This is a genomic window from Falsihalocynthiibacter sp. S25ZX9 (assembly GCF_041205405.1).
In the GTDB taxonomy this organism is placed as follows: domain Bacteria; phylum Pseudomonadota; class Alphaproteobacteria; order Rhodobacterales; family Rhodobacteraceae; genus Falsihalocynthiibacter; species Falsihalocynthiibacter arcticus.
The window spans coordinates 114,907-137,742 of the sequence record NZ_JBGFCD010000012.1; the positions used below are offsets into that span (position 1 = coordinate 114,907).

24 protein-coding genes and 1 other RNA gene are annotated in these 22,836 nt (G+C 52.4%); 13 read left to right on the top strand and 12 right to left on the bottom strand.

Annotated elements, in window-relative coordinates; translation table 11 throughout:
• Window positions 1–33 precede the first annotated feature (33 nt).
• A complete protein-coding gene (locus AB9F29_RS14440) occupies window positions 34–618 on the top strand; it encodes an HNH endonuclease (protein WP_039002233.1) in 585 nt (194 codons plus the stop codon).
• A gap of 7 nt (window positions 619–625) precedes the next feature.
• On the opposite strand, the gene AB9F29_RS14445 is transcribed toward AB9F29_RS14440, so the two are convergent.
• Complete coding sequence (locus AB9F29_RS14445) at window positions 626–1,594, bottom strand: radical SAM protein (protein ID WP_369756191.1); 969 nt, start codon at window positions 1,592–1,594, stop codon at window positions 626–628.
• A gap of 210 nt (window positions 1,595–1,804) precedes the next feature.
• Between AB9F29_RS14445 and zwf the strand changes: the two genes are divergently transcribed.
• The 3 genes from zwf to pgi are packed head-to-tail and all read left to right on the top strand — an operon-like array spanning window position 1,805 to window position 5,554.
• Entirely contained in the window at window positions 1,805–3,259 is a 1,455-nt protein-coding gene (gene zwf, locus AB9F29_RS14450) for a glucose-6-phosphate dehydrogenase (protein ID WP_039002235.1), read from the top strand.
• A complete protein-coding gene (gene pgl / locus AB9F29_RS14455) occupies window positions 3,256–3,930 on the top strand; it encodes a 6-phosphogluconolactonase (RefSeq protein WP_369756192.1) in 675 nt (224 codons plus the stop codon). Before zwf ends, pgl begins: the two co-directional genes overlap by 4 nt.
• Window position 3,931: 1 nt before the next feature.
• A complete protein-coding gene (pgi, locus tag AB9F29_RS14460; protein ID WP_369756193.1) occupies window positions 3,932–5,554 on the top strand; it encodes a glucose-6-phosphate isomerase in 1,623 nt (540 codons plus the stop codon).
• Window positions 5,555–5,560: 6 nt separating this feature from the next.
• Here the strand turns inward: pgi and AB9F29_RS14465 are convergent, their stop codons facing one another.
• Window positions 5,561–6,613, bottom strand: coding sequence for a hypothetical protein (locus AB9F29_RS14465; protein WP_369756194.1), 1,053 nt, complete (start codon window positions 6,611–6,613; stop codon window positions 5,561–5,563).
• Between the two features lie 217 nt (window positions 6,614–6,830).
• On the opposite strand from AB9F29_RS14465, the gene AB9F29_RS14470 reads away from it, so the two are divergent.
• Together AB9F29_RS14470 and AB9F29_RS14475 are read left to right on the top strand one after the other, a co-directional pair.
• A complete protein-coding gene (locus AB9F29_RS14470; RefSeq protein ID WP_369756195.1) occupies window positions 6,831–8,687 on the top strand; it encodes a glycerophosphodiester phosphodiesterase family protein in 1,857 nt (618 codons plus the stop codon).
• A complete protein-coding gene (locus AB9F29_RS14475) occupies window positions 8,680–9,255 on the top strand; it encodes a hypothetical protein (RefSeq protein WP_369756196.1) in 576 nt (191 codons plus the stop codon). The genes AB9F29_RS14470 and AB9F29_RS14475 overlap by 8 nt, the downstream gene beginning before the upstream one ends.
• Before the next feature lie 64 nt (window positions 9,256–9,319).
• Here AB9F29_RS14475 and AB9F29_RS14480 read toward each other — a convergent pair whose 3' ends face one another.
• Both AB9F29_RS14480 and AB9F29_RS14485 read right to left on the bottom strand, forming a co-directional pair.
• Window positions 9,320–9,850, bottom strand: a complete 531-nt coding sequence (locus tag AB9F29_RS14480) for a chemotaxis protein CheD (RefSeq protein WP_335584902.1) — start codon at window positions 9,848–9,850, stop codon at window positions 9,320–9,322.
• A 141-nt stretch (window positions 9,851–9,991) separates the two neighbouring features.
• Window positions 9,992–10,219, bottom strand: coding sequence for a sulfurtransferase TusA family protein (locus tag AB9F29_RS14485; protein WP_039002244.1), 228 nt, complete (start codon window positions 10,217–10,219; stop codon window positions 9,992–9,994).
• A 386-nt stretch (window positions 10,220–10,605) separates the two neighbouring features.
• Between AB9F29_RS14485 and AB9F29_RS14490 the strand changes: the two genes are divergently transcribed.
• A complete protein-coding gene (locus AB9F29_RS14490; RefSeq protein ID WP_369756197.1) occupies window positions 10,606–11,604 on the top strand; it encodes a hypothetical protein in 999 nt (332 codons plus the stop codon).
• Window positions 11,601–12,965, top strand: a complete 1,365-nt coding sequence (locus AB9F29_RS14495; protein WP_369756198.1) for a cytochrome P450 — start codon at window positions 11,601–11,603, stop codon at window positions 12,963–12,965. Before AB9F29_RS14490 ends, AB9F29_RS14495 begins: the two co-directional genes overlap by 4 nt.
• Here AB9F29_RS14495 and AB9F29_RS14500 read toward each other — a convergent pair.
• The 3 genes from AB9F29_RS14500 to fumC form a co-directional block, all read right to left on the bottom strand.
• Complete coding sequence (locus AB9F29_RS14500; protein WP_335584906.1) at window positions 12,952–13,185, bottom strand: ribbon-helix-helix domain-containing protein; 234 nt, start codon at window positions 13,183–13,185, stop codon at window positions 12,952–12,954. The genes AB9F29_RS14495 and AB9F29_RS14500 overlap by 14 nt on opposite strands.
• A 272-nt stretch (window positions 13,186–13,457) precedes the next feature.
• A complete protein-coding gene (locus tag AB9F29_RS14505) occupies window positions 13,458–13,649 on the bottom strand; it encodes a DUF4169 family protein (RefSeq protein ID WP_039002249.1) in 192 nt (63 codons plus the stop codon).
• Window positions 13,649–15,043 carry a class II fumarate hydratase gene (gene fumC, locus AB9F29_RS14510; protein ID WP_369756199.1) on the bottom strand — a complete coding sequence of 465 codons (1,395 nt, stop codon included), beginning with the start codon at window positions 15,041–15,043 and terminating at the stop codon, window positions 13,649–13,651. Before fumC ends, AB9F29_RS14505 begins: the two co-directional genes overlap by 1 nt.
• Before the next feature lie 265 nt (window positions 15,044–15,308).
• Here fumC and AB9F29_RS14515 point away from each other — a divergent pair, with 265 nt between their 5' ends.
• Window positions 15,309–15,749, top strand: coding sequence for a hypothetical protein (locus AB9F29_RS14515; RefSeq protein ID WP_369756200.1), 441 nt, complete (start codon window positions 15,309–15,311; stop codon window positions 15,747–15,749).
• A 36-nt stretch (window positions 15,750–15,785) separates the two neighbouring features.
• On the opposite strand, the gene AB9F29_RS14520 is transcribed toward AB9F29_RS14515, so the two are convergent.
• The 5 genes from AB9F29_RS14520 to ssrA form a co-directional block, all read right to left on the bottom strand.
• The gene (locus tag AB9F29_RS14520) at window positions 15,786–16,268 is read right to left on the bottom strand and encodes an SRPBCC family protein (RefSeq protein WP_369756201.1); all 483 of its coding nucleotides are present in this window, start codon (window positions 16,266–16,268) and stop codon (window positions 15,786–15,788) included.
• Window positions 16,269–16,366: 98 nt separating this feature from the next.
• Window positions 16,367–16,831: an SspB family protein gene (locus tag AB9F29_RS14525; protein ID WP_369756202.1), complete on the bottom strand. Its 465-nt coding sequence runs from the start codon at window positions 16,829–16,831 to the stop codon at window positions 16,367–16,369.
• A 104-nt stretch (window positions 16,832–16,935) separates the two neighbouring features.
• The gene (gene chrA / locus AB9F29_RS14530; RefSeq protein WP_369756203.1) at window positions 16,936–18,189 is read right to left on the bottom strand and encodes a chromate efflux transporter; all 1,254 of its coding nucleotides are present in this window, start codon (window positions 18,187–18,189) and stop codon (window positions 16,936–16,938) included.
• A 115-nt stretch (window positions 18,190–18,304) separates the two neighbouring features.
• Window positions 18,305–18,457, bottom strand: coding sequence for a hypothetical protein (locus AB9F29_RS14535; protein WP_335584911.1), 153 nt, complete (start codon window positions 18,455–18,457; stop codon window positions 18,305–18,307).
• Between the two features lie 148 nt (window positions 18,458–18,605).
• Window positions 18,606–18,953: a transfer-messenger RNA gene (gene ssrA, locus AB9F29_RS14540) on the bottom strand.
• Between the two features lie 74 nt (window positions 18,954–19,027).
• Here ssrA and acuI point away from each other — a divergent pair.
• From acuI to AB9F29_RS14560, 4 genes are all read left to right on the top strand, one after another.
• Entirely contained in the window at window positions 19,028–20,017 is a 990-nt protein-coding gene (acuI, locus tag AB9F29_RS14545) for an acryloyl-CoA reductase (RefSeq protein WP_369756204.1), read from the top strand.
• A gap of 123 nt (window positions 20,018–20,140) precedes the next feature.
• A complete protein-coding gene (locus AB9F29_RS14550; protein ID WP_335584913.1) occupies window positions 20,141–20,581 on the top strand; it encodes a TrgA family protein in 441 nt (146 codons plus the stop codon).
• 43 nt (window positions 20,582–20,624) lie between these two features.
• Entirely contained in the window at window positions 20,625–21,740 is a 1,116-nt protein-coding gene (locus tag AB9F29_RS14555) for an NUDIX domain-containing protein (RefSeq protein ID WP_369756205.1), read from the top strand.
• A 54-nt stretch (window positions 21,741–21,794) separates the two neighbouring features.
• Window positions 21,795–22,832 (top strand): cysteine synthase A, encoded by a 1,038-nt coding sequence (locus AB9F29_RS14560; RefSeq protein WP_039000133.1) that lies wholly within the window; start codon window positions 21,795–21,797, stop codon window positions 22,830–22,832.
• Window positions 22,833–22,836: the final 4 nt, after the last annotated feature.

Here is a 22,836-nt window from a genome sequence, read left to right on the forward strand (position 1 = left end):
GGGTACAGTAGACAGGGTAGGGAATTTTGACCCATGGACGGCGATTTTCGAACTGAATTCACCCGTGAACCGGGAAAATTAAAACAGCATCCTGCATTGGTTTTGAATGCGGATTATCGGCCTCTTTCCTATTATCCTTTGTCCTTGTGGCCATGGCAAGAAGCCATCAAGGCTGCCTACCTTGATCGCGTTGATATTGTTGCGGAATATGACCATGTTGTGCATAGCCCGTCGATGGAAATTCGCGTGCCCTCGGTCGTGGTTTTAAAGGAATATGTCCGCCCGAAAGCGAGCGTTGCTTTCACTCGTTTTAACCTGTTTTTGCGGGATGAGTTTAAGTGCCAATATTGTGGCGCACGTGGGGACCTTACGTTTGACCATGTGATTCCACGGGCGGCGGGCGGAATCACCAGTTGGCAAAATGTTGTGGCGGCCTGTTCGCCCTGCAACCTGAAAAAGGGCAGTAAATCTTTGCGCCAGTCGACGATGCATCTCAGAAAGACGCCCTGTCAGCCAGAAGTGGCTCAAATGCAAAACACCGGCCGTAAATTCCCACCAAATTTCCTGCATGATAGCTGGATGGATTTTCTGTATTGGGACACCGAATTAGACGCTTAAACGCAGGTTAGCCCGAACAGCTTGCGCCCCCAAGCACACAGAATTTCGCACAATGCGGATGGTTGAGCTGCACGCTTTTCTCGGCCTGTTCTAGTGTTTCGCCGAGTTCAAATTCGGGCGAATAAGGCAGGAGTGTACAGGCCAAAACGGCAGGTTTTTCAGCCCCTTTACGTTTCACAACCATGCGGGAGCTAGAGCACATCACATTGGTTGGTGACACGTTTAAGATGTCCCAGCAAGCCGTTGTAATCTCAGGAACTTCGACGTTTTCATCCATCTCGGGAAACAAAACACATTGCGAGGGGTTTTGGGCGTCGATGGCAAAACCATGCACGAGGAAAAGGTCGCCGTATCCCGCGCGGGATTGCGCTTCGGTTTCGTCCCACATCATGCGCCCCGCACTGGCGATTTGCGCGTTTTGCTCGCTGAGCCATGCCATGCCCTCAAGGGTGCGCGAATATGCGCCAGCCCCGCGCACGTCGTCGTGGTTTTTCATGACGTAGTGATCGAGGGAAATGCGAAAAGTCAGCTTGTCTCGGTATTTGGAAACCAGCGATTTAATCCCTTGTTGCATCGCGGGCCGCATCATCGGCTGCATCGCATTCGTTAGAACCAAAACCTCATACCCCGCTTCCAAGCTGCGGGTCAAAATCTCGATCATTTCAGGATTCATAAAGGGCTCGCCGCCGGTGAAGCCGATCTCGCGAACGCCCCATTTGCGCGCGACCAGTTGCGCCAAATACGCGCTCACCTCATCGGCTGAAATGTAGATTAATGCATCATTTTTGGGCGAACTGTCGATATAGCAGTTCACACAAGCAATGTTGCACAGCGTTCCCGTGTTAAACCAAAGCGTTTCCGGATTGGTGAGGGCAACCTGCGCACGTTCGTCGCCTTTGGCGGTCACAAAAGGATCTTGAAACTTCCCAATGTTCGCGGTGTGGATGGACGTAGCGTGTGTCGGCTGATCTTTCATGGGGCAACTTTCCTGTTTTATTGACTGGTATCGGGTCCAACATTGCGCGAAAAGCTAAAAGAAACAGCCTGACAGAGTTGTGATAGAATACTTGCGTGCTAGACTTGCGCGAAAAGGGGCGTTATTAAATGCGCAAGGACAATACGTTAGCGCTAACGGAGCAGGAGAAGTTCCCTGTTTTTTGAGCAATACAAACGAAATGAGGACCAAATGGTTTCGCGCGTCATCCCAGTGGAAGATTTCGATTTAGTTATTTTTGGTGGCACGGGCGATCTTGCCCGCCGCAAAATTCTCCCGGGTCTCTATCGTCGCTATAGGTCAGGGCAAATGCCCGAAGGGGCGCGGATTATTGGCGCAGCGCGTCAGGATCAGGATAGCGCGGTCTATCGTAAACTTATCGGTGCCGCGATCAAAGAGTTCGTACCTGAAAAATATCGTGATTCCAAATCGATAGCGGGTTTTCTGGAACTTATCTCTTATATTGTGATAGACGCACAGGGCGCCGGCGGCTGGAGTGATCTTAAAAAGCTCACCCGCAAAGACGTGGTGAAAGCGTTCTATTTTTCGGTCGCACCGAGTTTGTTTGGTGATTTGGCCGAGCGTTTGCACACGTATAAAATCGCAGATAGCCAAAGTCGGATTGTGGTGGAAAAGCCATTTGGCCGCGATTTGGCCTCGGCGAAGGCGCTGAATGCTGTCTTGGCCGAGCATTTCGACGAAAGCCAGATTTACCGCATCGACCATTACTTGGGCAAAGAGACCGTTCAAAACCTCATGGCTGTTCGGTTTGGTAACATTTTGTTTGAGCCACTTTGGAACAGCCAATATGTCGATCACATTCAGATTACGGCCGCAGAAACCGTCGCCGTTGGCAGCCGTGGAGCCTATTACGATAAATCCGGTGCCATGCGGGACATGGTTCAAAACCACTTGATGCAACTTTTGTGTTTGATCGCAATGGAGCCGCCAAACGAGTTTGAGCCAGACGCCGTGCGCGACGAAAAACTCAAGGTCATCCGCGCGCTTGATCCTGTGAATTCGAGTGACATCGTGCGCGGGCGCTACGAGGCCAACAAGGACGGTCCGTCCTATCTTGAGGAATCGGGAAATCCGGATAGCAGTACCGAGAGTTTTATCGCCATGAAGGTGAATATTTCCAATTGGCGTTGGAAGGGTACACCGATTTATCTGCGGACGGGCAAACGCTTGCGGGCGCGCACCAGTGAAATCGCCGTAGTTTTCAAAGACCCACCACATTCTATTTTCGGCAAACAAGAAGGGCGTCGCGGCAATGTTTTGGCGATCCGCCTTCAGCCAAACGAGGGCATGACCCTGCGTGTGACCATCAAAGAACCCGGTCCCGGCGGTATGCGTTTGATGGAAGTGCCCCTTGATATGAGCTTCGCTGACGCGCTTGGTGCCGATGCAGAAGATACGCCCGATGCCTATGAGCGGCTGATTATGGACGTGATCCGTGGCAACCAAACCCTCTTTATGCGCGGCGATGAAGTTGAAGCCGCTTGGGCGTGGACAGACCCGATCATCAACGAATGGCAGGAGCGTGGGGACATGCCAAAATCCTATGATTCCGGAAGTTCGGGGCCAGAAGATGCTTTAATGTTGTTACATAAAGACGGGCGTCGCTGGAGAGAGATTAAAGAATGAAGTTTGTCGAATATTCCTCACGCGAGGCCTTAATGTCAGGCCTTGCGTCGCGCATCGCACAAGAACTTACGGCCGAGATTGCGGAGACAGGATCAGCGGCGCTCGCTGTCCCAGGTGGTTCAACGCCGGGTCCAATATTTGACGCACTTTCTCAGGTGGATTTGCCGTGGGAAGATGTGTCGGTTCTGCTTGGGGATGAACGTTGGGTTCCCGAAACGAGCGAGCGCTCAAACACGGCTCTTTTGCGTCGTCGGTTGTTGCAAAACAAAGCTGCAAGGGCAACACTTTTGCCGCTTTATGCCCCCGCAGATCGGCCTGAGGATCGCCTCAACGAACTCTCCCAAGCTATTGAAAACGTACTCCCTTTATCTGTTTGCGTGATGGGGATGGGCGCGGACATGCATACGGCGAGTATTTTCCCTGAAGCGGATCTATTGGCCGAAGCGTTTGCCGCTGATGCCCCGGTCCTTCTGCCGATGCGCGCCCCCGGTGCTCCCGAACCACGGATCACCCTAACGGCCCGTGTTTTGGCAGGATCAAAGCACCGTCATATCCTGATTACGGGCGCGGAAAAGCGGGCGGCGCTTGAACGTGCCATTCTTATTAATGACCCCATGAAAGCGCCAATCTGCGCGGTTTTATCTGGGGCCACAATCCATTGGGCGGACTAAAATGACTGTTGATTTTTCGGACCTTCAGACACATGCCAAAGCGGTAAAATCCCGCAGAATTACGGATTTGTTTACTCAAGATCCTAAGCGCGCGCAGGAATTCTCGACCCGAATTCCGTCGGATGGCGGCGAGATGTTGTTTGATTTTTCAAAAACCAACATTGATGCGGCAACGATGGAAATGCTGTTGGCGCTTGCCCAAAACGCCAATCTTGCGGAACGTCGTTCGGCGATGTTCACAGGCGAAGCAATCAACGAAACAGAGGGGCGCGCGGTTTTGCACACGGCCCTGCGCAACCTTGCAAATCGGCCAATCTACGTGAACGATGAAAACGTAATGCCAGGTGTCCTTGCAACTCTTGCGCGGATGGAATCCTTTGCGTCGGATGTTCGAAACGGGACGTTTCAAGGGCAGGGGGGCAAAATCACCGACGTCATTAATATTGGTATTGGAGGCAGCGATTTGGGTCCCGTCATGGCGACGATTGCGATGGCCCCATTTCACGATGGCCCGCGAATTCATTATGTTTCAAACGTTGATGGTGCGCATATTTCCGATGTCCTAGAAGGACTTAACGCTGAAACCACGCTGGTTCTTGTGGCGTCGAAAACCTTTACCACCATCGAAACCATGACAAATGCCCAAACCGCACGAGATTGGATGGCGAAAACGGTAAGCGATCCCGCTGCACAATTTGCGGCCTTGAGCTCGGCTGAAGAAAAAACCGGTGCTTTTGGTATTCCGCCCAACCGCGTGTTTGGTTTTGAGGACTGGGTTGGCGGTCGGTATTCCATTTGGGGTCCAATTGGTTTGCCGCTCATGATTGCCATTGGCGCCGACAATTTCCATGGGTTTCTCTCAGGGGCGGAGGCGATGGATCGCCACTTCTGCGAGGCGGATTTGGCAGAAAACCTGCCCGTTCTTTTGGCTTTGGTCGGGATTTGGCACAATCAAGGCTGTGGGTACGCGACCCGCGCGGTTTTGCCCTACGAGCAGCGATTGCTCCGCCTTCCTGCCTACCTTCAACAGTTGGAAATGGAGAGCAACGGCAAATCCGTTGCGATGGATGGTTCGCGTCTTGATGCGCCGTCGGGACCTGTTGTTTGGGGCGAGCCAGGCACCAACGGACAGCACGCATTTTACCAACTTATCCACCAAGGTACACGCGTGATCCCTTGCGAATTTATGGCGGGAAAACATGGGTTTGAGCCAGAGTTGGCCCATCAACATCGCCTGTTGATGGCGAATTGTTTGGCCCAGTCCGAAGCACTTATGATTGGACGTTCGTTTGAGGAAGCAAAGACCCTTATGACCGCAAAAGGCCTCACGGGAGCGGAGAGAGATCGACAAGCGCGCCATCGTGTGTTTGACGGCAATCGTCCTAGCACGACGTTGATTTATCCTAAGCTAACCCCTTTTGTCTTGGGCCAAATCATCGCGCTCTATGAACATCGTGTGTTCGTGGAGGGCGTGATTCTGGGGTTAAATTCGTTCGATCAATGGGGCGTTGAGTTGGGCAAAGAATTGGCCGTTGCCCTTGAGCCGATCGTTGCTGGCCGAGAACCTGCAGACGCTATGGACGGCTCAACCCAGATGTTAGTCCAGTTTATTTTGGCGAATTAACCCGCACTAAGCTGTTTGAACAATAAGGTACCATCCACCAAATAGGAGGGCGGGGAAAACCACACGACAGACCTTGTCGAGTTTGAGCGCCGAGGACTCGCGGTCTTTCATAACGAGAAGGCCCGCGACAAGGGCTTCGACAATCGAAAGGAATATCAGGAAGATCGCCCAGATTAAGGCCATATCCAATATCGTAAGATAACCCAGTTGGGGAAGGTTGTTTGCGACCGAAAGGTTGAAGGCAATTGAGGTCAGCATTGATGTCGCGCCAAGGCCGATTTGGAATTCGAACCGGCTGGGGGGTATCCAAAAAATTGCCCACGACATGAAAACGACAAACATCAAGAGAAGCATGACCCGATACAGGTAATAGTCCGGATTTCGGTCCGCATTTATGATTAATGTGATCAGGCTCTGGTCTTCACCTGTTGCGCGAAATTGCGAGGTGCTTGCCACAATTTCGACGCCGTGCACATACCAACCCTCGATATTAAGAGTATCCGAAATCCAAGTATTTTCGACGTTTGCTGTTAGGACAACGTTGCGTGCGTCGGAGGCTTGGGTGGCGATTTTTATTTTAAAAGCTTGTTTATCAAAGGGAAACCGTTGCAAATCATGATAGCTAGAGATGTTCCCAGTATATCGTTGCTGATAATAAACCTGTCCACCTTCGCCAACCATGACCTGATTTAACGCGTTTTGGTTCAGGGCTCGCAAACTGGAAGAGTTTATAAGGACCACGCGCGGAAACCACACTTCTGTTTTGCCAAAACGGCACCCTTGATAGCTTTCGAGACGGGGATCGACCCATGTAAATGTTGCAAATAAATCGATGTCTAACTGTTGGTCAACGTCGTTTACGCCAAGAAAATCAGCGACGATAATGGAGACATCTACATTGGTTACACCAGTGCCATTGTCGGGATGAACGCCGGTACGCATGTTAAACAAGCGACATTCATTCTCCGTTTTATCCAAAACGACTTCGGCCTGCTGGGCCAACACAGAGCCAGAAGCGGCACTCCAAAGGAGCGCGGTCACAGCCAAATAAAGCGCCAAACGTTTCAGTTTCCATCCCCCGAGACACTGCATAGGTGCAGTTGGTTCGCGCCGTTTGCGCATCTTACCTTGAAGTTTTTTTGGAAGACCTGTCAATCTCAGACTTGCAACCGCATGGTTTCAGTTGAAAATAAGTGCTCAATAACGCTTAACTGGCGCGGAGGGTTTTGGCCGCTCACTAGATGTTGAATTTTAAGATTTGAAAAAGAGATAGTGCATGACACATACAAAACTGGTTCTGAACGCTTTCGACGTGGCGCGCAGCTATCTTAAGTCCCTTTTCGCAGTACATATGACGTTTCAATTGCTCGGCGCTGCCGTAATTGGTCCGGTGTTTGGCATTATTTTTGCGCTTGCCATTCAATTGTCCAACCAAAAAGCACTTACCGACATGGATATCGCAGCGTTCGTTTTGTCCCCAATTGGATTTATTATCTCTATTGTTGTTTTCAGCTTCGTGCTTACGGCGGTTGTCCTCGACTTTACGGCTATGAGTTTCGTTTTGTTCACAAAAACGACGCATCCAGTTGTCGCGGTTCAAAGGAGCCTCGGTTTTGTCATGTCCAATTTTTTCAGGCTGGTTTGGTTTTGTAACGGGCTTGTTTTGAGGGTTTTTGTCATTGTCACACCATTTCTGGTGGTTGCCGCTGGGATCGGCCTCAACAAACTCACTGAATTTGACATCAATTATTACCTTACCTATTGGCCGCCCGAGTTCATCCGTGCGGTGGGGATGATCGCCGTATTGCTTGTTATTATGGTGGGGATTCTGTTGTTTTTTCTTTCTGGCTGGGCGATTGCATTGCATCTTTATCTCGCACGCGACCTCAAAGTAGGGCTGGCGTTTAAAGAAAGCCGCCGATTGTTGGCTGGAAAGCGGTTCGGTCTCGTCGTCAATATCGCCCTTTGGGCACTGATCCGGTTTGCAATCCTCACGGTAATTGCGTTGATCTTCACCAAACTGACGTCCGTTTTACTGGATCATGCGGCGATAAATCTACGTTTAATGGTTGGCGTTCTGCTGCTCGAATTCTTAGTTTGGGGAGGCGTTTATATGGTTGCCTCAGCGTTCGCGAATGGGGCCTTGGCCGAAATACTCTTGCGCACTTATTCCAAGGCCACAAAGACCGCTTTTAGCGAGGCTATCGGTGAAAATACCGTTGAGGTCACTTTTAAAACGCCTCTTTGGGGGATACTCGCTGGCGCCGTTGGGGTGGTGACCTTGGGAGTATTCCTCACAGGCGCTATGCTTGAGAAACTCGACAAAACTTCGCATGTGGAGATTATCGCCCATCGTGGGGCTGCGAATTTACGTCCGGAAAACACAATGGCCGCCGTTGAAAAGGCGCTGGAGGATGGTACTGATTGGGTTGAAATCGACGTGCAGGAATCCGCCGAGGGAGAATTGATCATCGCCCACGATTCCGATTTTATGAAGCTCGCGAACCAGCCAATCAAAACATGGGAGGTATCGCGCACGGAATTGGATGCGATAGATATTGGGAGTTGGTTTGATGCCCAATATGCTGATGAACGCACCCCCTTGCTGCGGGATGTGCTGCAGGCCGCCAAGGGGCGCGCAAAAGTGGTCATCGAGCTGAAATATTATGGCCATGATGTGGATATTGAAGCCGAAGTTATTCGGATCGTCGAAGAGGAAGGTATGGCAGAGCAGGTGTCGCTTATGTCGTTGAAATACCCTGCAGTTTTGAAGCTTAAGGCAATGCGTCCCTCGTGGACTGTTGGTGTGTTGGCCGCAAAGTCTGTGGGGAATGTCGCCCGTTTGGAGGCCGATTTTCTAGCTTTGAACGCGGGACAAATCTCACGACAACTCATTCGTCGGGCACATGCGCAAGGCAAGGATGTGTATGCATGGACGGTTGATGATCCCGTGCAAATGTCAAGTTTGATCACGATGGGGGTTGATGGGCTGATCACGAATGATCCCGCACTCGCGCGCCGCGTTTTGGAGTATAACAACGACCTCACGGCTGCGGAACGTTTGGTGCTTTGGGTTGCAGACTTTATCCAGTTGTCCCCGTTGAATTTGATCGCTGATAGCACAGATGCGTAAATCCGTTTTGGTTGCTTGGCTGTTTTGCATCGGGGTTCCAGTCGTTGCAGAACAATCTAACCAACCTGAGAGCACTTGGGAGGAGGTCGGTCGGTGGATTGAAACGCCGCACCACGAAAAACTGCGACGGCTTAGAAGGGACCCAGCGACGTCGATCGCGCCTTTCACAACCGACGGGTGTAGTGGCGGGATGTCGGCGGCTTGGACGCCGGTGGCCCAGATTATACCAGGGTTCGCTGAAAACTATTCAGAATCGCCGCCGTGGGAGGCGTGTTGTGTGGTCCATGATCAAGCTTATTACAATGCGGGCGAAACACAGACCGCGCTTGAAAGCTACAATGCGCGTTTGAATGCGGATAAAACATTGATGCAGTGTGTATTGCAGGACGGCGTTCAGCGACGCGACACTCTCGCCGAAGAGTTTTCAATCGACACAAGCGTCGTTGATCAGGCCTACACCTTAATCGCCAATGGAATGTACCAAGCGGTTCGTTTGGGCGGCGGCCCCTGCAGCGGATTGTCGTGGCGGTGGGGGTACGGTTATCCATCCTGCCTCTGGAGCAATTAGCGGTACGTCCAGCGCTCCTCAAGTAAGAAGTTATGCCCTTTGAACGGATGACGCGTTGAGGTGGTTAAAACAACTCCACATCATTCGCCGGAGCGGCAACAACAACTTGTTCAACGGGTGACGTTCCAACAATTTTTTGTAAAACGCGACCGCTTGAAGGCCAAAATTGAATACGACGTGCCATGGTGCCCCCAAGGTTTTTGGCCTCGCAAAGAATTCCCTCTCCCCGAAGAAACTCTTGGGCGAAAACAGCATTTCGCTCGCCGATATTCGACAATCCAGCGACCATCCGCGCGCCGCCAAAAAGTTTTGCCCGAATACGTGATTTTACAGCGCCAGATTTGATCATCGCGTTTATCAAGACTTCCATGGCGTTGACGCCATGCATTTGTGAAATCGATGTTGTCGAGAGATCTTGGGGCAATAATATATGGTTCATTCCACCAATTGCGGCCTGTTCATCCCAAAGGCAGGTCGCGACACATGATCCCAAAACCGTTGAAATCAGGTCGTTTTCGGCCGACGAAACAGCGTGTTCACCTTGTGAAATATTAATCACATTCTGAAAAGCACCGTGCCTTGCGTCCGCGTTCATTTACTAACTCTCTTTCGTTCTTAGACAAATTTGAAGCCGTGGCTCCGTGACATCTGTTTTGAACCCTAAAAATTAATAACACGCTTCATTTTATGATTTTCTGAAAATTATCTGGCAATATTCCAACGACGCGCGTTGGAATTACTTGTGTCGAATGAAGTAGAATGTTCCGTCATCTGAGGTCTCTTGCCCCAGAAACTCATGGCCGGATTCACTGCAAAAATGCGGAACGTCGATTCCCGCGGCCGGATCATTTGCAAGAAGGCTTAGGACTTGGTTTTTAGCCATTGATTTCAAAGCTTTTTGAGCTTTGAGGACGGGCAGAGGGCAAAGGAGCCCAAGGGCATCAAGGGTGATATCAATATGCATTCGCGGAATTTATCGGCCTGTGCTTCCTGAGTCTATAACCTGTTTCAAGTGAATTGAATTTTCCACAAGGAGGGGCTTATTTTTGTCAGGTTTCTTGTCTAGATTAAGTAAACAATGAACAATTGAGGCTTCCCTTGTCGCAGTCCGAATCGCCAAAGCTACCCTCATTAAACCAAAACTCAGCCCAATCGGTTGTCGTTAAACGCAGGCGTGTTTTTTATATTCCTGGTTATGACCCCTTTCACCCACGGCGCTACCGCGAACTCTACCGCGCGGAAGCGATAAAACAAGCTGAAATTTCTGGTTATAATATTGAAACAAAAGGGAAAATAGGGAGTTCTGGCCCCTTCGGCTGGACGGCAACTGCGACAATAGAGGGAGCACAAGTGACCGCGGACGTCTCTGTGCTGGTGTGGTCAGATATTGTGAAGTCGTCGATGGGGCACGGGATTGTGGCGACCTATTGGCAGATGCTGATCACGTCGTGGATTTACATATATTCGGGGGCGCTTAGGCGGCTTATGTGGCTGCGCAAGGGGCCGATTATTGCCGCATTATACCCGATCGCGATCCTTAGCGTGCAACTTCTTGGGGCTATCACGGTCGCGTCCGTTGTTGGCTCGGTTTTATCGACCTATGTTTATCCCCGCGCCGGATGGGTGACTTTTATCCCCATCGTTATCTATATTTTGCGCTGGTTCCATGCGCGCGATAGCAAGATTTACGCCTATTATCTGATGCATGATTTCGCGCATACGGCGCAAAACTGGGGGGCGTATCCGCCAAAAATGGAGGAGCGTTTCGAAGCGTTTCGCGCCCAAATTGCACAGGCGATTACAGAAAACTACGACGAGGTGTTGATCGTTGGCCATTCCTCTGGCGCACATATTGCGGTGTCGATTGTTGCGGATTTGTTGCGGGCAAATCAAGGGCCAAAACGGGGCCATTTCCTTGGATTGCTGACCCTTGGACACGTGGTTCCGATGGTGAGCTTTCTGCCCAAGGCGACACGATTACGCGGTGATTTGGCGATGCTTTCAACGCGCGCCGATATTACGTGGGTCGACGTTACCGCGCCGGGCGATGGTTGCTCGTTTGCTCTGTGTGACCCCGTTGCCGTCTCTGGGGTTGCCCCGCAAAAGGCGCGTTGGCCGCTTGTGTTCTCGGCGGCATTCACCCAATCGCTTAGCCCTGAACGGTGGCAAGAGTTGAAACGAAAGTATTTCCGCCTGCATTTTCAGTATCTTTGCGCCTTTGATCGTCCCAAAGACTATGACTATTTTCAAATTACAGCGGGCCCAAAAACGTTGAGCGCGCGTTATCGCGACCGTCCTGCCTCGCGTTCGCGCCTTGATGTTGCGGCCTCGGGTTACACCGACGTATGACCGTCACACCTCCCAAACCCACAGCCCGCGCGGAGAAAATAAGCCTGTTTAAATACGCGCGTGCGTTTCGGCGGGATATCCTCTCTGCACAACCCGCGAAATTGTATCGCGCTTGGATGGCCGAGTTCAAAACACCTTTTTTCCGCTCGTTTCTCATCAATGATCCTAAGTTGATTGCGCAGGTTCTTAAGCACAATCCCGATCATTTTCCCAAGTCGGATCGCATTCGTGAAGGCTTGAAACCTATTCTTGGAAATTCGGTTTTTCTGACCAATGGGGAAGTCTGGAAACGACAGCGACGCATTATTGATCCGGCTTTTGAAGGCGGGCGTTTGCGCGATACCTTTGGCGCAATGAACGCGGCTTGCGAAGATGCTGTGGCAAGATTGCTCAAGATGGCACCAAGGGAAATTGAGATAGAGGAAGCCGCCAGTTTTGTGGCTGCGGACATCATTTTTCGCACGTTGTTTTCCATCCCGATCACCCACCACATCGCGGCCGAAGTTTTCACCCAATTTCGCGCCTATCAACGCAATCAGCCGATCTTGAACCTTGCAGCCTTTGTGCCGCTTCCACGATGGATGCCGCGATTTCACCGCCGAAACACCAAAAAAACGGCGCGTGCCATTCGGTTGTTGATTGGCGATCTGGTTGCTCAACGGGCGGGTGAAATTGCGGCAGGGACCGCGCCGGATGATTTGGCGACCAAGATTATGACCACCAGAGACCCGCAAACCGGTGCGAAGTTCAGCGCCGAAGAAATGGTCGATCAGGTGGCCATCTTCTTCCTTGCAGGGCATGAAACCAGTGCCAGTGCCTTGGCATGGGCGCTGTATCTATTGGCTATCGATCCAGCTATGCAAAACCGCGTCGCCGAAGAGGTTGCTCAGGTGATTCCTGAACGGGATATTGCGTTTTCCGACATCGGAAAATTACGCCTGACCCGCGATGTGTTTCGTGAGGCTCTGCGTTTGTATCCCCCTGTTCCAATGATGGTTCGTGAGGCCGCGTGTCCGCAGGAGTTTCGCAATCGAGACGTACCTACAGGTGCTCAGATCGTATTGTCGCCGTGGCATTTGCATCGCCACGAACGGCTTTGGGAACGGCCAGATGAATTTGATCCAGATCGGTTCAAAACCGAAAACGGGAAGACCTGCCTGCGCGAGGCCTATATGCCGTTTTCTGCAGGACCGCGCGTGTGCACGGGGGCAGGGTTCGCCATGATTGAAGGGCCGCTCTTGTTGGCGAGTTTCATACGGGCGCTTAAGTTTAGCCCTGTTGCTGGCCACATTCCCGTTCCGGTCGCCCATCTTACGGTGCGCGCCAAAGACGGGATTTGGCTTAAAATCACCCCGAGATAGTGGAATTTGCGCGATAATGCTGTAAAATATACAGACGGATCGCCGAAGCGAGCCCCATATCCAACCCGCGCGCGGCGTCAATTTCGGCGGCTAATGCATTGATCGGAATTTTACGTTTGTCGGCAATCTCGCGGAACGACAGCCAAAATTCGTCTTCAAGTGAAACGCTTGTTCGGTGGCCATTTAATGTTAGGGATCGTTTTCTTGGTCTTCTACTCATAAATTATACACAACGTCCCAAATCCAATGGAGTGGCCGCCCTTATCCTAATGCCTCTTTAGAACCGCTCCCCAAACCCTTGCATCTCACTTGTATTCAAACAACACATTCTTGCATTTCTTTCCCTAAGGGAAAGGCCGATGCTGCACCATGTGATGTATCTGTCAGGGGAGGCAATTCTTTGCTCTTTTGTGAGAATGACGTGAGAGCCTTAAAATTTCGTATAGACATGAAAATGAAATTGGCTGGAGGGATCAGGCGCCTTGTCATCGATTATTCGTGATCAAATTCCGTATCAACCACATGTTGATCCAGCATTTTTTGCGCCCGCGTGTTTTTTGTCGCTTGCAACAGGCGGTCCGCCTTTGTGACGCCTGCGGAGGCGGTATTTTTCTCCGAATCCGCACGTTTTTCGTCCCGCGCACGTTGTTTGCGTGCGCGGGCGAGGTTGATTAATTTTTGCATTAAGGTTTGGGGCCGATCATGTTTTCCGGACGTACAACCGCATCAAACGTTGCTTCATCCACAAAGCCCAGTGCAATGGCTTCCTCTTTCAAGGTTGTGCCGTTTTTATGGGCTGTTTTGGCCACTTTCGTCGCGTTGTCATAGCCGATTGTTGGCGCGAGCGCCGTTACCAGCATCAGGGATTCGTTCATGATTTTGGCGATACGTTCTTTGTTGGCCTCAATGCCCACCACGCAATTGTCGGTGAAGGCCGTGGAGGCATCGCCCAAAAGTTGCATAGATTGCAAAATGTTATAGGCCATCATTGGGTTGTAAACGTTGAGTTCAAAGTGCCCCTGACTGCCTGCAAAACCAACGGCTGCATCGTTGCCAAAGACGTGGATGCAGACCTGTGTGAGGGCTTCGCATTGGGTTGGGTTCACTTTGCCCGGCATGATCGAGGAGCCAGGTTCGTTTTCTGGCAACATCAATTCGCCCAAACCACAGCGCGGACCCGAGCCCAAAAGGCGGATGTCGTTGGCGATTTTGAACAGGCTGGCGGCGACAGTTTTCAACGCACCCGAGAACATTACGAGGGCGTCATGCGCTGCGAGGGCTTCGAATTTGTTGGGCGCAGTCACGAAGGGCAGGTCGGTGATTTTGGCCATGTTTGCGGCGACTTGTTCGCCCCAACCCGCAGTTGTGTTGAGGCCGGTACCGACGGCTGTGCCGCCCTGTGCTAATTCGTAAATGTCGGGCAAAGTGGCTTTGACGCGCTCGATGCCTTTTTTGAGTTGGTGTGCATAGCCCGAAAATTCTTGGGCCAATGTGAGGGGCGTCGCGTCCATGGTGTGGGTGCGGCCAATTTTAATGATGCCGTCAAATTCCACGACCTTAGCTTCAAGCGCCGCGTGGAGTTTTTCCAAACCGGGGAGCAAAACATCCCGCGCCATCATAGCGGTGCCGATGTGCATTGCGGTTGGGAATGTGTCGTTTGAGGACTGGCCCATGTTGCAATGATCGTTGGGGTGGACCGGATCTTTGGAGCCGATCACGCCGCCAAGAATTTCAATCGCGCGGTTGGCGATGACCTCGTTGGAGTTCATGTTGGATTGGGTGCCGGACCCTGTTTGCCACACAACCAGTGGGAAGTTGTCGTCAAACTTGCCGTCGATCACTTCGCCTGCGGCCTTAACGATGGCGTCGCCGCGTGTCGCATCCAGCGCGCCGTTGGTCATATTCGCCTGTGCGCAGGCCATTTTAATCACCCCGAGGGCACGGACAATCGCAAGAGGCTGTTTTTCCCAACCAATGGGGAAATTCATCAAAGAGCGTTGCGTCTGAGCGCCCCAATATTTCTCAGAGGGGACCTCAAGCGGGCCAAAGCTGTCGGTTTCGGTGCGGGTATCTGTCATCAGTTTCTCCTGAGAAATCCTAGGGCCTAAGGGTTGCCACTCTATAGAATGCGTGCCGTTAAATTACAATTGCCACAACCGCGCAGGAGGCAAGAATTTGACTGGTGTGTACCCAGTGTTAAATCAGAAAAGTTTTAGGGAAAAGTCTCAAACTGGCCGCATTCCTGCGAAAACGGCGACTCCGGTTTGACATAAAATTAACCAGAGGGATCGTAAAGGTAGTGTCAACGCACAGGAGGATCAGGTGCAGGCGCAGGCGCAGAGTTTGACAACAGGACACGTGAGCTTTTATATCCGCTTGGAACGGATTGAACGCAACCATTCGCGGCAAAACGCGGCGGGGCGGGCAACTTCGCGGATGCGTCCCCTCTCAAAGGCAACGCGCACGCGGATGCCAAATATCGTCGCCCCCCGAGCCAAAGCGCCATTTATTCCCAAACCCACGCTCATTTCCCGTTTGAAATGTTGGTCGTATGGCTGCCTAATCGGCGGGGTTTTGACGCTTGCAAAAACGGGTTTTGTAGACGTTGACGCGATGCACGGGCTGGCGGGTTTTTCGGCGGAATTGCTGTATAGTTCGATCTGGGTTGCCTATTTGTTTTTCTTTTTGGTCGCGTTGGCGGGGGTCTTTGGGCTGCGTCAAAGGCCTGCGTTTGCGCAGTTTTCCATCGCCCTCGGAACAACCATGCTGCTGGGCCTTCTGTAGACGAATGGAGGCCGTATAAGCCTCCATTGCGCGCCTTTAGGCAACCATCGCGATGGGGCGAACCACTTCAACTCCATTTTCAACATAGTCTTTGTTGGCCGCAAGAAGTTTTGCCAGAACACCGCGAAACTGCGCCTTCATCATCGGTATCATTAACGCCCCGAGAAGGCCGAACTTTGGGGTGAAATCCATCGTGAAGGTGAGTTCACTCCGGCTTGGTGACAGGCTTTTTACAATCAGCCCTGCAACCGCACGTTTGAGGGGCACGGTGCCGTCGTAAATGTCGACTTCCATGCTTTCCCCCGCTTTATACGCAATGATCCGTTCCAAAACATGGTTTTTACCATCGGAAAAATCGCACCGACGCTCCGCGCCAAGTCCGGTTTCTTTGCTGTTGTTGATCAGGGAGGAGGAATTTAGGTTCGGATTGTAAATTTGGATGTCACCAAAGGTGTCCCATGATTTCCAAACGCGGTCTGCGGGGGCATTGTAGGTTTGTTTGAGGATGATTTTAGCCATGATAATCTCCAGTTTTGAACATGTGTCCAAAACATAAAGAAAGTCATGTGGTGCTTAAATAGTCCAAAATGGGGCGTGGCGGATCAGATGCGTACCACCTATTTGCGGAACGAGTCCAAACTAACGACTTCGGCTTCGATGGGCTCCTGAGGGACATCTTCGGCCATTGGCGCTTCTGCATTATCGGCGTCTTCGGTCTCGTCGTCGTGTTCTTGGCTTTCAAAGCGCAGGCCAAACTCGACCGATGGATCGACAAAGGTGATGATCGCGTCATAAGGAATATAGAGCGTTTCAGGTGTGCCACCGAATTTCATCCTGACGGTAAATCCGTCATTGGTGACATCAAGACCTTCAAACCAGTTTTGCATCACCACGGTCATTTCGCCCGGATAACGATCAGAAAGCCAATCCGCGATCTCGACGTCGGGATGCAATGTATCGAACGTAATGAAAAAATGGTGTGAGCCTGGAAGGCCGTCGCGTTGCACATTTTCCAATACTTTTTGGATCAGACCGCGCATGGCGTCATGCATGAGGTTTCCGTAGTCGATAAATTGAGACATGTGTCGCCCCCTTATGCAGCGCGTGAAGTTAATTCGATCATATGCTGCCCCCTCGGCGAATAAAAGGGGCCGCGCTGCCTTTTTTCATGCAATCGTCACGCAAGCTATAGAAATGACAGGCCCAAACCCGCGAAGGCAACGATGAGAAGTGTTTTGCCCATACCCACATTTAAGCGCAGCATGAGGAGGGCAGCAAAGGTAGAAAGGGCGGCTGCAGACCAGTTTAGGCTGTGCAAATCAGGAGTTAATAGGTGGATCGGACCTAGGCTTGTGGGGGTGACGCGCTCAAAAACGACATGCAGGGCGAACCAGATCGAGAGGTTGAAAATAACCCCAACCACGGCCGCAGTTATGCCCGACAGGGCCGCAGCAAGGCGCGGGCGGCTGCTGATTTGCGCCAAGTAGGGGGCCGCTGTGAAAATCCACAAAAAGCACGGGATGAAGGTTGTCCAAAGCGCCACAATCGCGCCCGCAATTCCAAGCCAGAGGCCGCCTGCATTGAAGGCCGCTTGAAAGCCTACGAACTCTGTCACAAGAATCAGAGGGCCCGGCGTTGTTTCAGCAAGACCGAGGCCATCCATCATGGTCGCCGTCGAAATCCAGCCTTTTTGCACCACAACTTCTTGGGTCATATAGGCCAGCACAGCATAGGCGCCGCCAAAGGTCACCACCGCGAGTTTTGAAAAGAACAACCCGATGGACGTGAGTAGTTTTGCCCCCGTCAGGTGCAACAAAAGCAGGGGGAAGAGCCAAAGGCTGCCCCAAATCGCGATGGTGCGGGCAGGGTGTGCGGATTTGGGTTGTGTGATTGCCACAGGGGGCACGCTTTGTTTGGGTAAAAACACCACACCCGCGAGTGCTGCCGCCGCTACGATCAAAGGATAGGGGAGTGCCAGAAAGAAGATGCTCACGAAACTTGCCGCCGCAATCGCCCATGCCGCGCGGTGTTTGAGGGCACGTTTGGCAACTTTGAGCAGGGCTTGGATCACGATCACCACAACGGCGGCTTTGACCCCAAGGAAAAGCGCTTCAACCAGAGGCACATTGCCATAGAGCGCGTAAAATATGGCCAGTGCCAATACGACCAACGCTCCTGGGATTACAAACAGTGCGCCCGCCATCAGGCCGCCACGCACCCCGTGCAATCGCCATCCCGCATAGGTGGCCAGTTGCATCGCTTCTGGGCCGGGGAGCAGCATACAAAACGACAAGGCCGACAGGAATTGCTCTTCGCTCAGCCACGGGCGCTCCTCCACCAACTCTTTGTGCATTACCGCGATTTGCGCTGCAGGGCCGCCAAAAGACAAAAGCCCGATACGGGCAAAAACACGGGTAGAATCGGAGAATGTCGGAGTCATTTCGGCCCTGTCGGTCTGGATTTCTCAAGAGGTAACAGGTTGAGATGCCGCTGTTAAGGCGGGGATTGACGGGGGCCGAAATTGTGTAATGCGGGAGGGGCTTGGGAGCGTGGGTTTACGACGAGCCGCCATACGAAGGATTGAACGTATGGGGCACGCTATACTGGATGGTTTTACGCGCCGTTTCAGGGTTGCGCACATTTGCCACGATGGAGGATGCGGCCAAAAGTATCGACGCGGAAGCAAGGATAAAAGCGATGTTTCTCATAGGACTGCCTGACTCTTTTTTTTAGCCATTTGATCCGGTGCAGAAAGAAAAACAAGCCATGACATTTTCGTGATTAAAAATGCGCGACACATTGCCCATATCGAGCGGAAATGCGCTTGAAGTCGTAAGAAATAATACAGGGGGAGTAAGTGCAGGTTTCTGTTGCCAGGTACCTGCGAACCCCGCCCAAAGCTGCAAAGCTAGGGGACTAAGTTTTCGATATTTCGAACTGCTTACGCAGCTAGAGCCATCGGAGCGTCGTTGTCATTTGCAACTAGCTTTTTATGTACCGATAACGGTGGTAACTCACCGAGATAAAGCAAACCTCTTTAGACGTTCGTCGATCCTATTTCGACCCCATGATCCCCAAAGAAGGATTTTGGTGGAGTCGCCGGGTACCGCCCCCGGGTCCGATCCGCTTATTACAAGCGCGTTTATATCCATAGTCCCGAAGGACAGTTTTAATGTAGGGCGCGTGTGGCGGAGTTACAAGTGGTTTTGGCTTGTGGTCGCAGATGATTTTGCGCAGTGTTTTGGGAGTAAAAACCAAAGCCCCTAAAGGAGCCCCCTATGTTTAATGCATTAATCGTCGAGAAACTTGAAGACGGCACCACAAGCGCAAGTATTCAGAATATTTCCGAGGATCGCCTACCAGAAGGCGAGGTGACCGTCGCGGTGGACTATTCGACAGTCAATTACAAAGACGGGCTTTGTGTAGGGCCGGGTGGCGGTTTGGTGCGCAATTATCCGCATGTTCCGGGTATCGATTTCGCAGGAACCGTTCTCGACAGTTCCGATGCACGTTACAAGGCAGGCGACAAAGTTGTTTTGACGGGGTGGCGCGTGGGCGAAGCGCATTGGGGTGGTTACGCGCAAAAGGCGCGGGTGAAGGCAGATTGGCTTGTGCCGTTACCCGAGGGGCTTACACCGCGCACCGCGATGGCCGTTGGAACCGCAGGTTTTACGGCGATGTTAGCGGTTATGGCACTTGAAGATCACGGTATAACCCCCCAAAAAGGAACGGTTTTGGTGACTGGTGCCGCTGGCGGCGTTGGCTCTGTGGCCACGGCAATCCTCGCAAATCTCGGCTATCAGGTGGCCGCTGTCACGGGGCGTCCCGAGACGGCTGACTATTTGAAATCGCTGGGCGCGACCCAGATTGTGCCGCGCGAAGACCTCGCCGAAACGGTCAAACGTCCGCTTGAGGCGGAACAATGGGCCGGATGCATCGACGCGGTTGGCGGCGCGATGTTGGCGCGTGTTCTGGGGCAAATCTCCTATGGCGGGTCGGTTGCTGCGATAGGTTTGGCGGGCGGGGCGGGACTTCCGGCGACGGTCATTCCGTTCCTTCTGCGTGGGATAAATCTCCTCGGCATCGACTCGGTGATGCAACCTTTTGAAAACCGCAAACGGGCGTGGGCGCGGATTGCGACCGACCTGCCGCTTGATAAACTTGAGGCAATGGTGGTGCCCGCTACCCTCAGCGATTTGCCGCAACTGGGTGCGGATATCCTCAAAGGGAAAATCAAAGGCCGCGTTGTTGTGGACGTAAACGCCTAAAAAATAGCGCGCGCGAGGCGTGGTTTGATTGCAACCCTCGCGCGCCCATTCATAAAGCCCGCGCGAAATCCTTGCCCAAACGCCCAAAACCCGCATAAATCGTGGAAAACGAATGAGGTTTCTATGCTTTCTGCATCCCGAGTAGTCGCTGGCGTTGTTTTCGCGATTGTCACATGGTTCGCTTGCGAATTCGTTGTTTTCACACTGCCCGATGACAAAAATCCTGGTCTGTTTTCCGTCATAAGTGCGGCACTCGCCTTTGTTGTCGCGTGGCGCATCGCAGGCCCCCATCAGCGCGAAGGGTATAAGGCTGCGTTTTCTACGGGGCTTACGACGGCAGTGGCCATCACCATTTGTGTGACGTTTCTTCATGCAGGGATCGAGATGATCGATCAGTCGATGCGCAAAGCCTATGGTGGCCCCATGGAAGCCATCGTTGATATGTTTAGTATCGCGGGCAAATATGCGATGATCGCAGCGACACCTTTCCCCATTGCCATAATGGTTTTTGGCGGAATTTTTGGTGGTTTTGCCGTGGAATGGGCCAGCCGCCGCTGGAACTGATACGTTTCCCAATTCAATTGATATCCCATATTTAGGACACGCCGTGACAGCCCTTTTTCTCTATGGTTCCCTGCGGCACGATCCGCTTCTTGAAGTCGTGCTGGGCAATGAGACGCTGCCTGAAAACCAGCCCGCTTCCTTGCAAGATCATTGTGTATATTGGGCCAAAGACGCGGGTTATCCGTGCTTATTGCCTGCTGCGGGCCTCACAGCTCAAGGAGTGGTCCTGCCCAACCCTACAGAGCAGATGCAAGCGCGGATGGACTTCTACGAGGCCTGTTTTGACTATGAGGTGCACCGCGTGACGCTCACCGATGGGCAGGAAGCGCTTATTTATTTGCCCCCACAAGTGATTGAAGCTGGTCCGCAGTGGTCGCTTGCCGATTGGCAAACGGTTTGGGGGCCGATTTCGGTTGAGGCCGCGCGCGAAGTCATGGCGGCGTTTGGCCGCGAAGTCCCCAAGGAGGTTGGTAAGCGTTTTGGCGTCATCCGTGCCCGCGCCGCCTCCAAATTGCGCGCACAATCTGCGCCGTCAACCAACCGCTTTTCCACAACAGACGTAACGATCATCGCGCAGAATCGCGCCTATGATCATTTTTTCGCACTGGACGACGTGCGTCTGACCCATCGCCGCTTTGATGGCGACGTCAGCCCTGAAATCGAACGCGCCATCTTTGTGATGGTCGATTCCGTCACTGTTTTGCCCTATGACCCCGTGTTGGATCGCGTTCTTTTAATTGAGCAATTTCGCGTCGGACCGTTGATCCGCGGTGACACGTCGCCGTGGAGTGTTGAGCCAATAGCAGGGCGGGTTGATGCCGGAGAGACCCCTGAAATGGCGGCCCATCGAGAAAGCTTGGAGGAGGCGGGCCTGACCGCGCTTGAGCTTGAACTCATTGGGGAATATTACCCATCCCCCGGTGCTATTACCGAGTATTTATACAGCTATATCGGCATCACGGACCTCTCGAAGGTTACGGCAGGTTTGGGCGGTGTCGCGGCGGAGGGCGAAGATATACAGCGCCACATTCTGAGTTTTGACGCCTTCATGGAACGGGTCACAAGCGGGGCAGGCGCCAACGGCCCGCTGCTCCTCTCAGCCTACTGGTTGGCGCAAAATCGCGACCGTTTGCGCGCTCAAGCGGTTGGCGGCGCTTGAGTTCCCGTTCAGAGCATCCTAAACAAGAGAGCAACTCAATATAAAGGGCTCGAAATGCGCGTTTGCAAAGATTTGCCAGACCTAATCGGCAACACTCCTCTGATCCGACTGAACGCCGCTTCTGAGGCGACCGGATGCGAAATATTGGGCAAGGCGGAATTCCTTAACCCTGGGCAGTCCGTTAAGGACCGTGCGGCACTCTATATCATCCGCGATGCGATCGCCTCGGGGGCGCTCAAACCGGGTGGAACAATCGTTGAAGGCACCGCTGGCAATACCGGTATTGGCCTCGCCCTCGTTGGATCTTCGATGGGTTTTAAAACGGTGATCGTTATCCCCGAGACTCAAAGCCAAGAGAAGAAAGACATGATCCGTCTTGCGGGCGCTGAATTGGTTCAGGTTCCGGCCGCGCCGTATAAAAATCCAAACAATTATGTGCGCTATTCCAAACGCTTGGCGGAAAAACTTGCCAAAACCGAACCTAATGGCGCGATCTGGGCAAACCAGTTCGATAACGTCGCAAATCGGCAAGCCCATCTGGAAACCACGGCCCCTGAAATCTGGGAGCAGCTGGATGGAAAAATCGACGGATTTATCTGCGCGGTTGGCTCCGGCGGTACCTTGGCAGGAGTTGCAATGGGACTGCGCGCCAAAAACGCGGATGTCAAAATCGGTTTGGCCGATCCCCAAGGCGCAGCTCTTTACAATTTTTATACCAATGGTGAACTAAAATCCGAGGGCGACTCAATTACCGAAGGCATCGGGCAGGGGCGCATTACCGCCAATTTGGAGGGCCTAAAAGTTGATTATGCCTACGAAATTCCGGATTCCGAAGCGCTGCCCTATGTGTTTGACCTTCTACGCGACGAAGGCCTGTGTTTGGGCGGGTCCAGCGGCATCAATATCGCGGGGGCCGTGCGCCTTGCGCGTGAAATGGGCCCAGGCCATACCATTGTGACCATTCTTTGCGACTATGGAACACGATACCAAAGCAAACTGTTCAATCCCAGTTTCCTAAAAGAAAAAGGCTTGCCTTACCCAGAATGGCTTGCGGCCTCGCCGCGCTCCATCCCCGGTGTTTTTGAGGATTGATTGA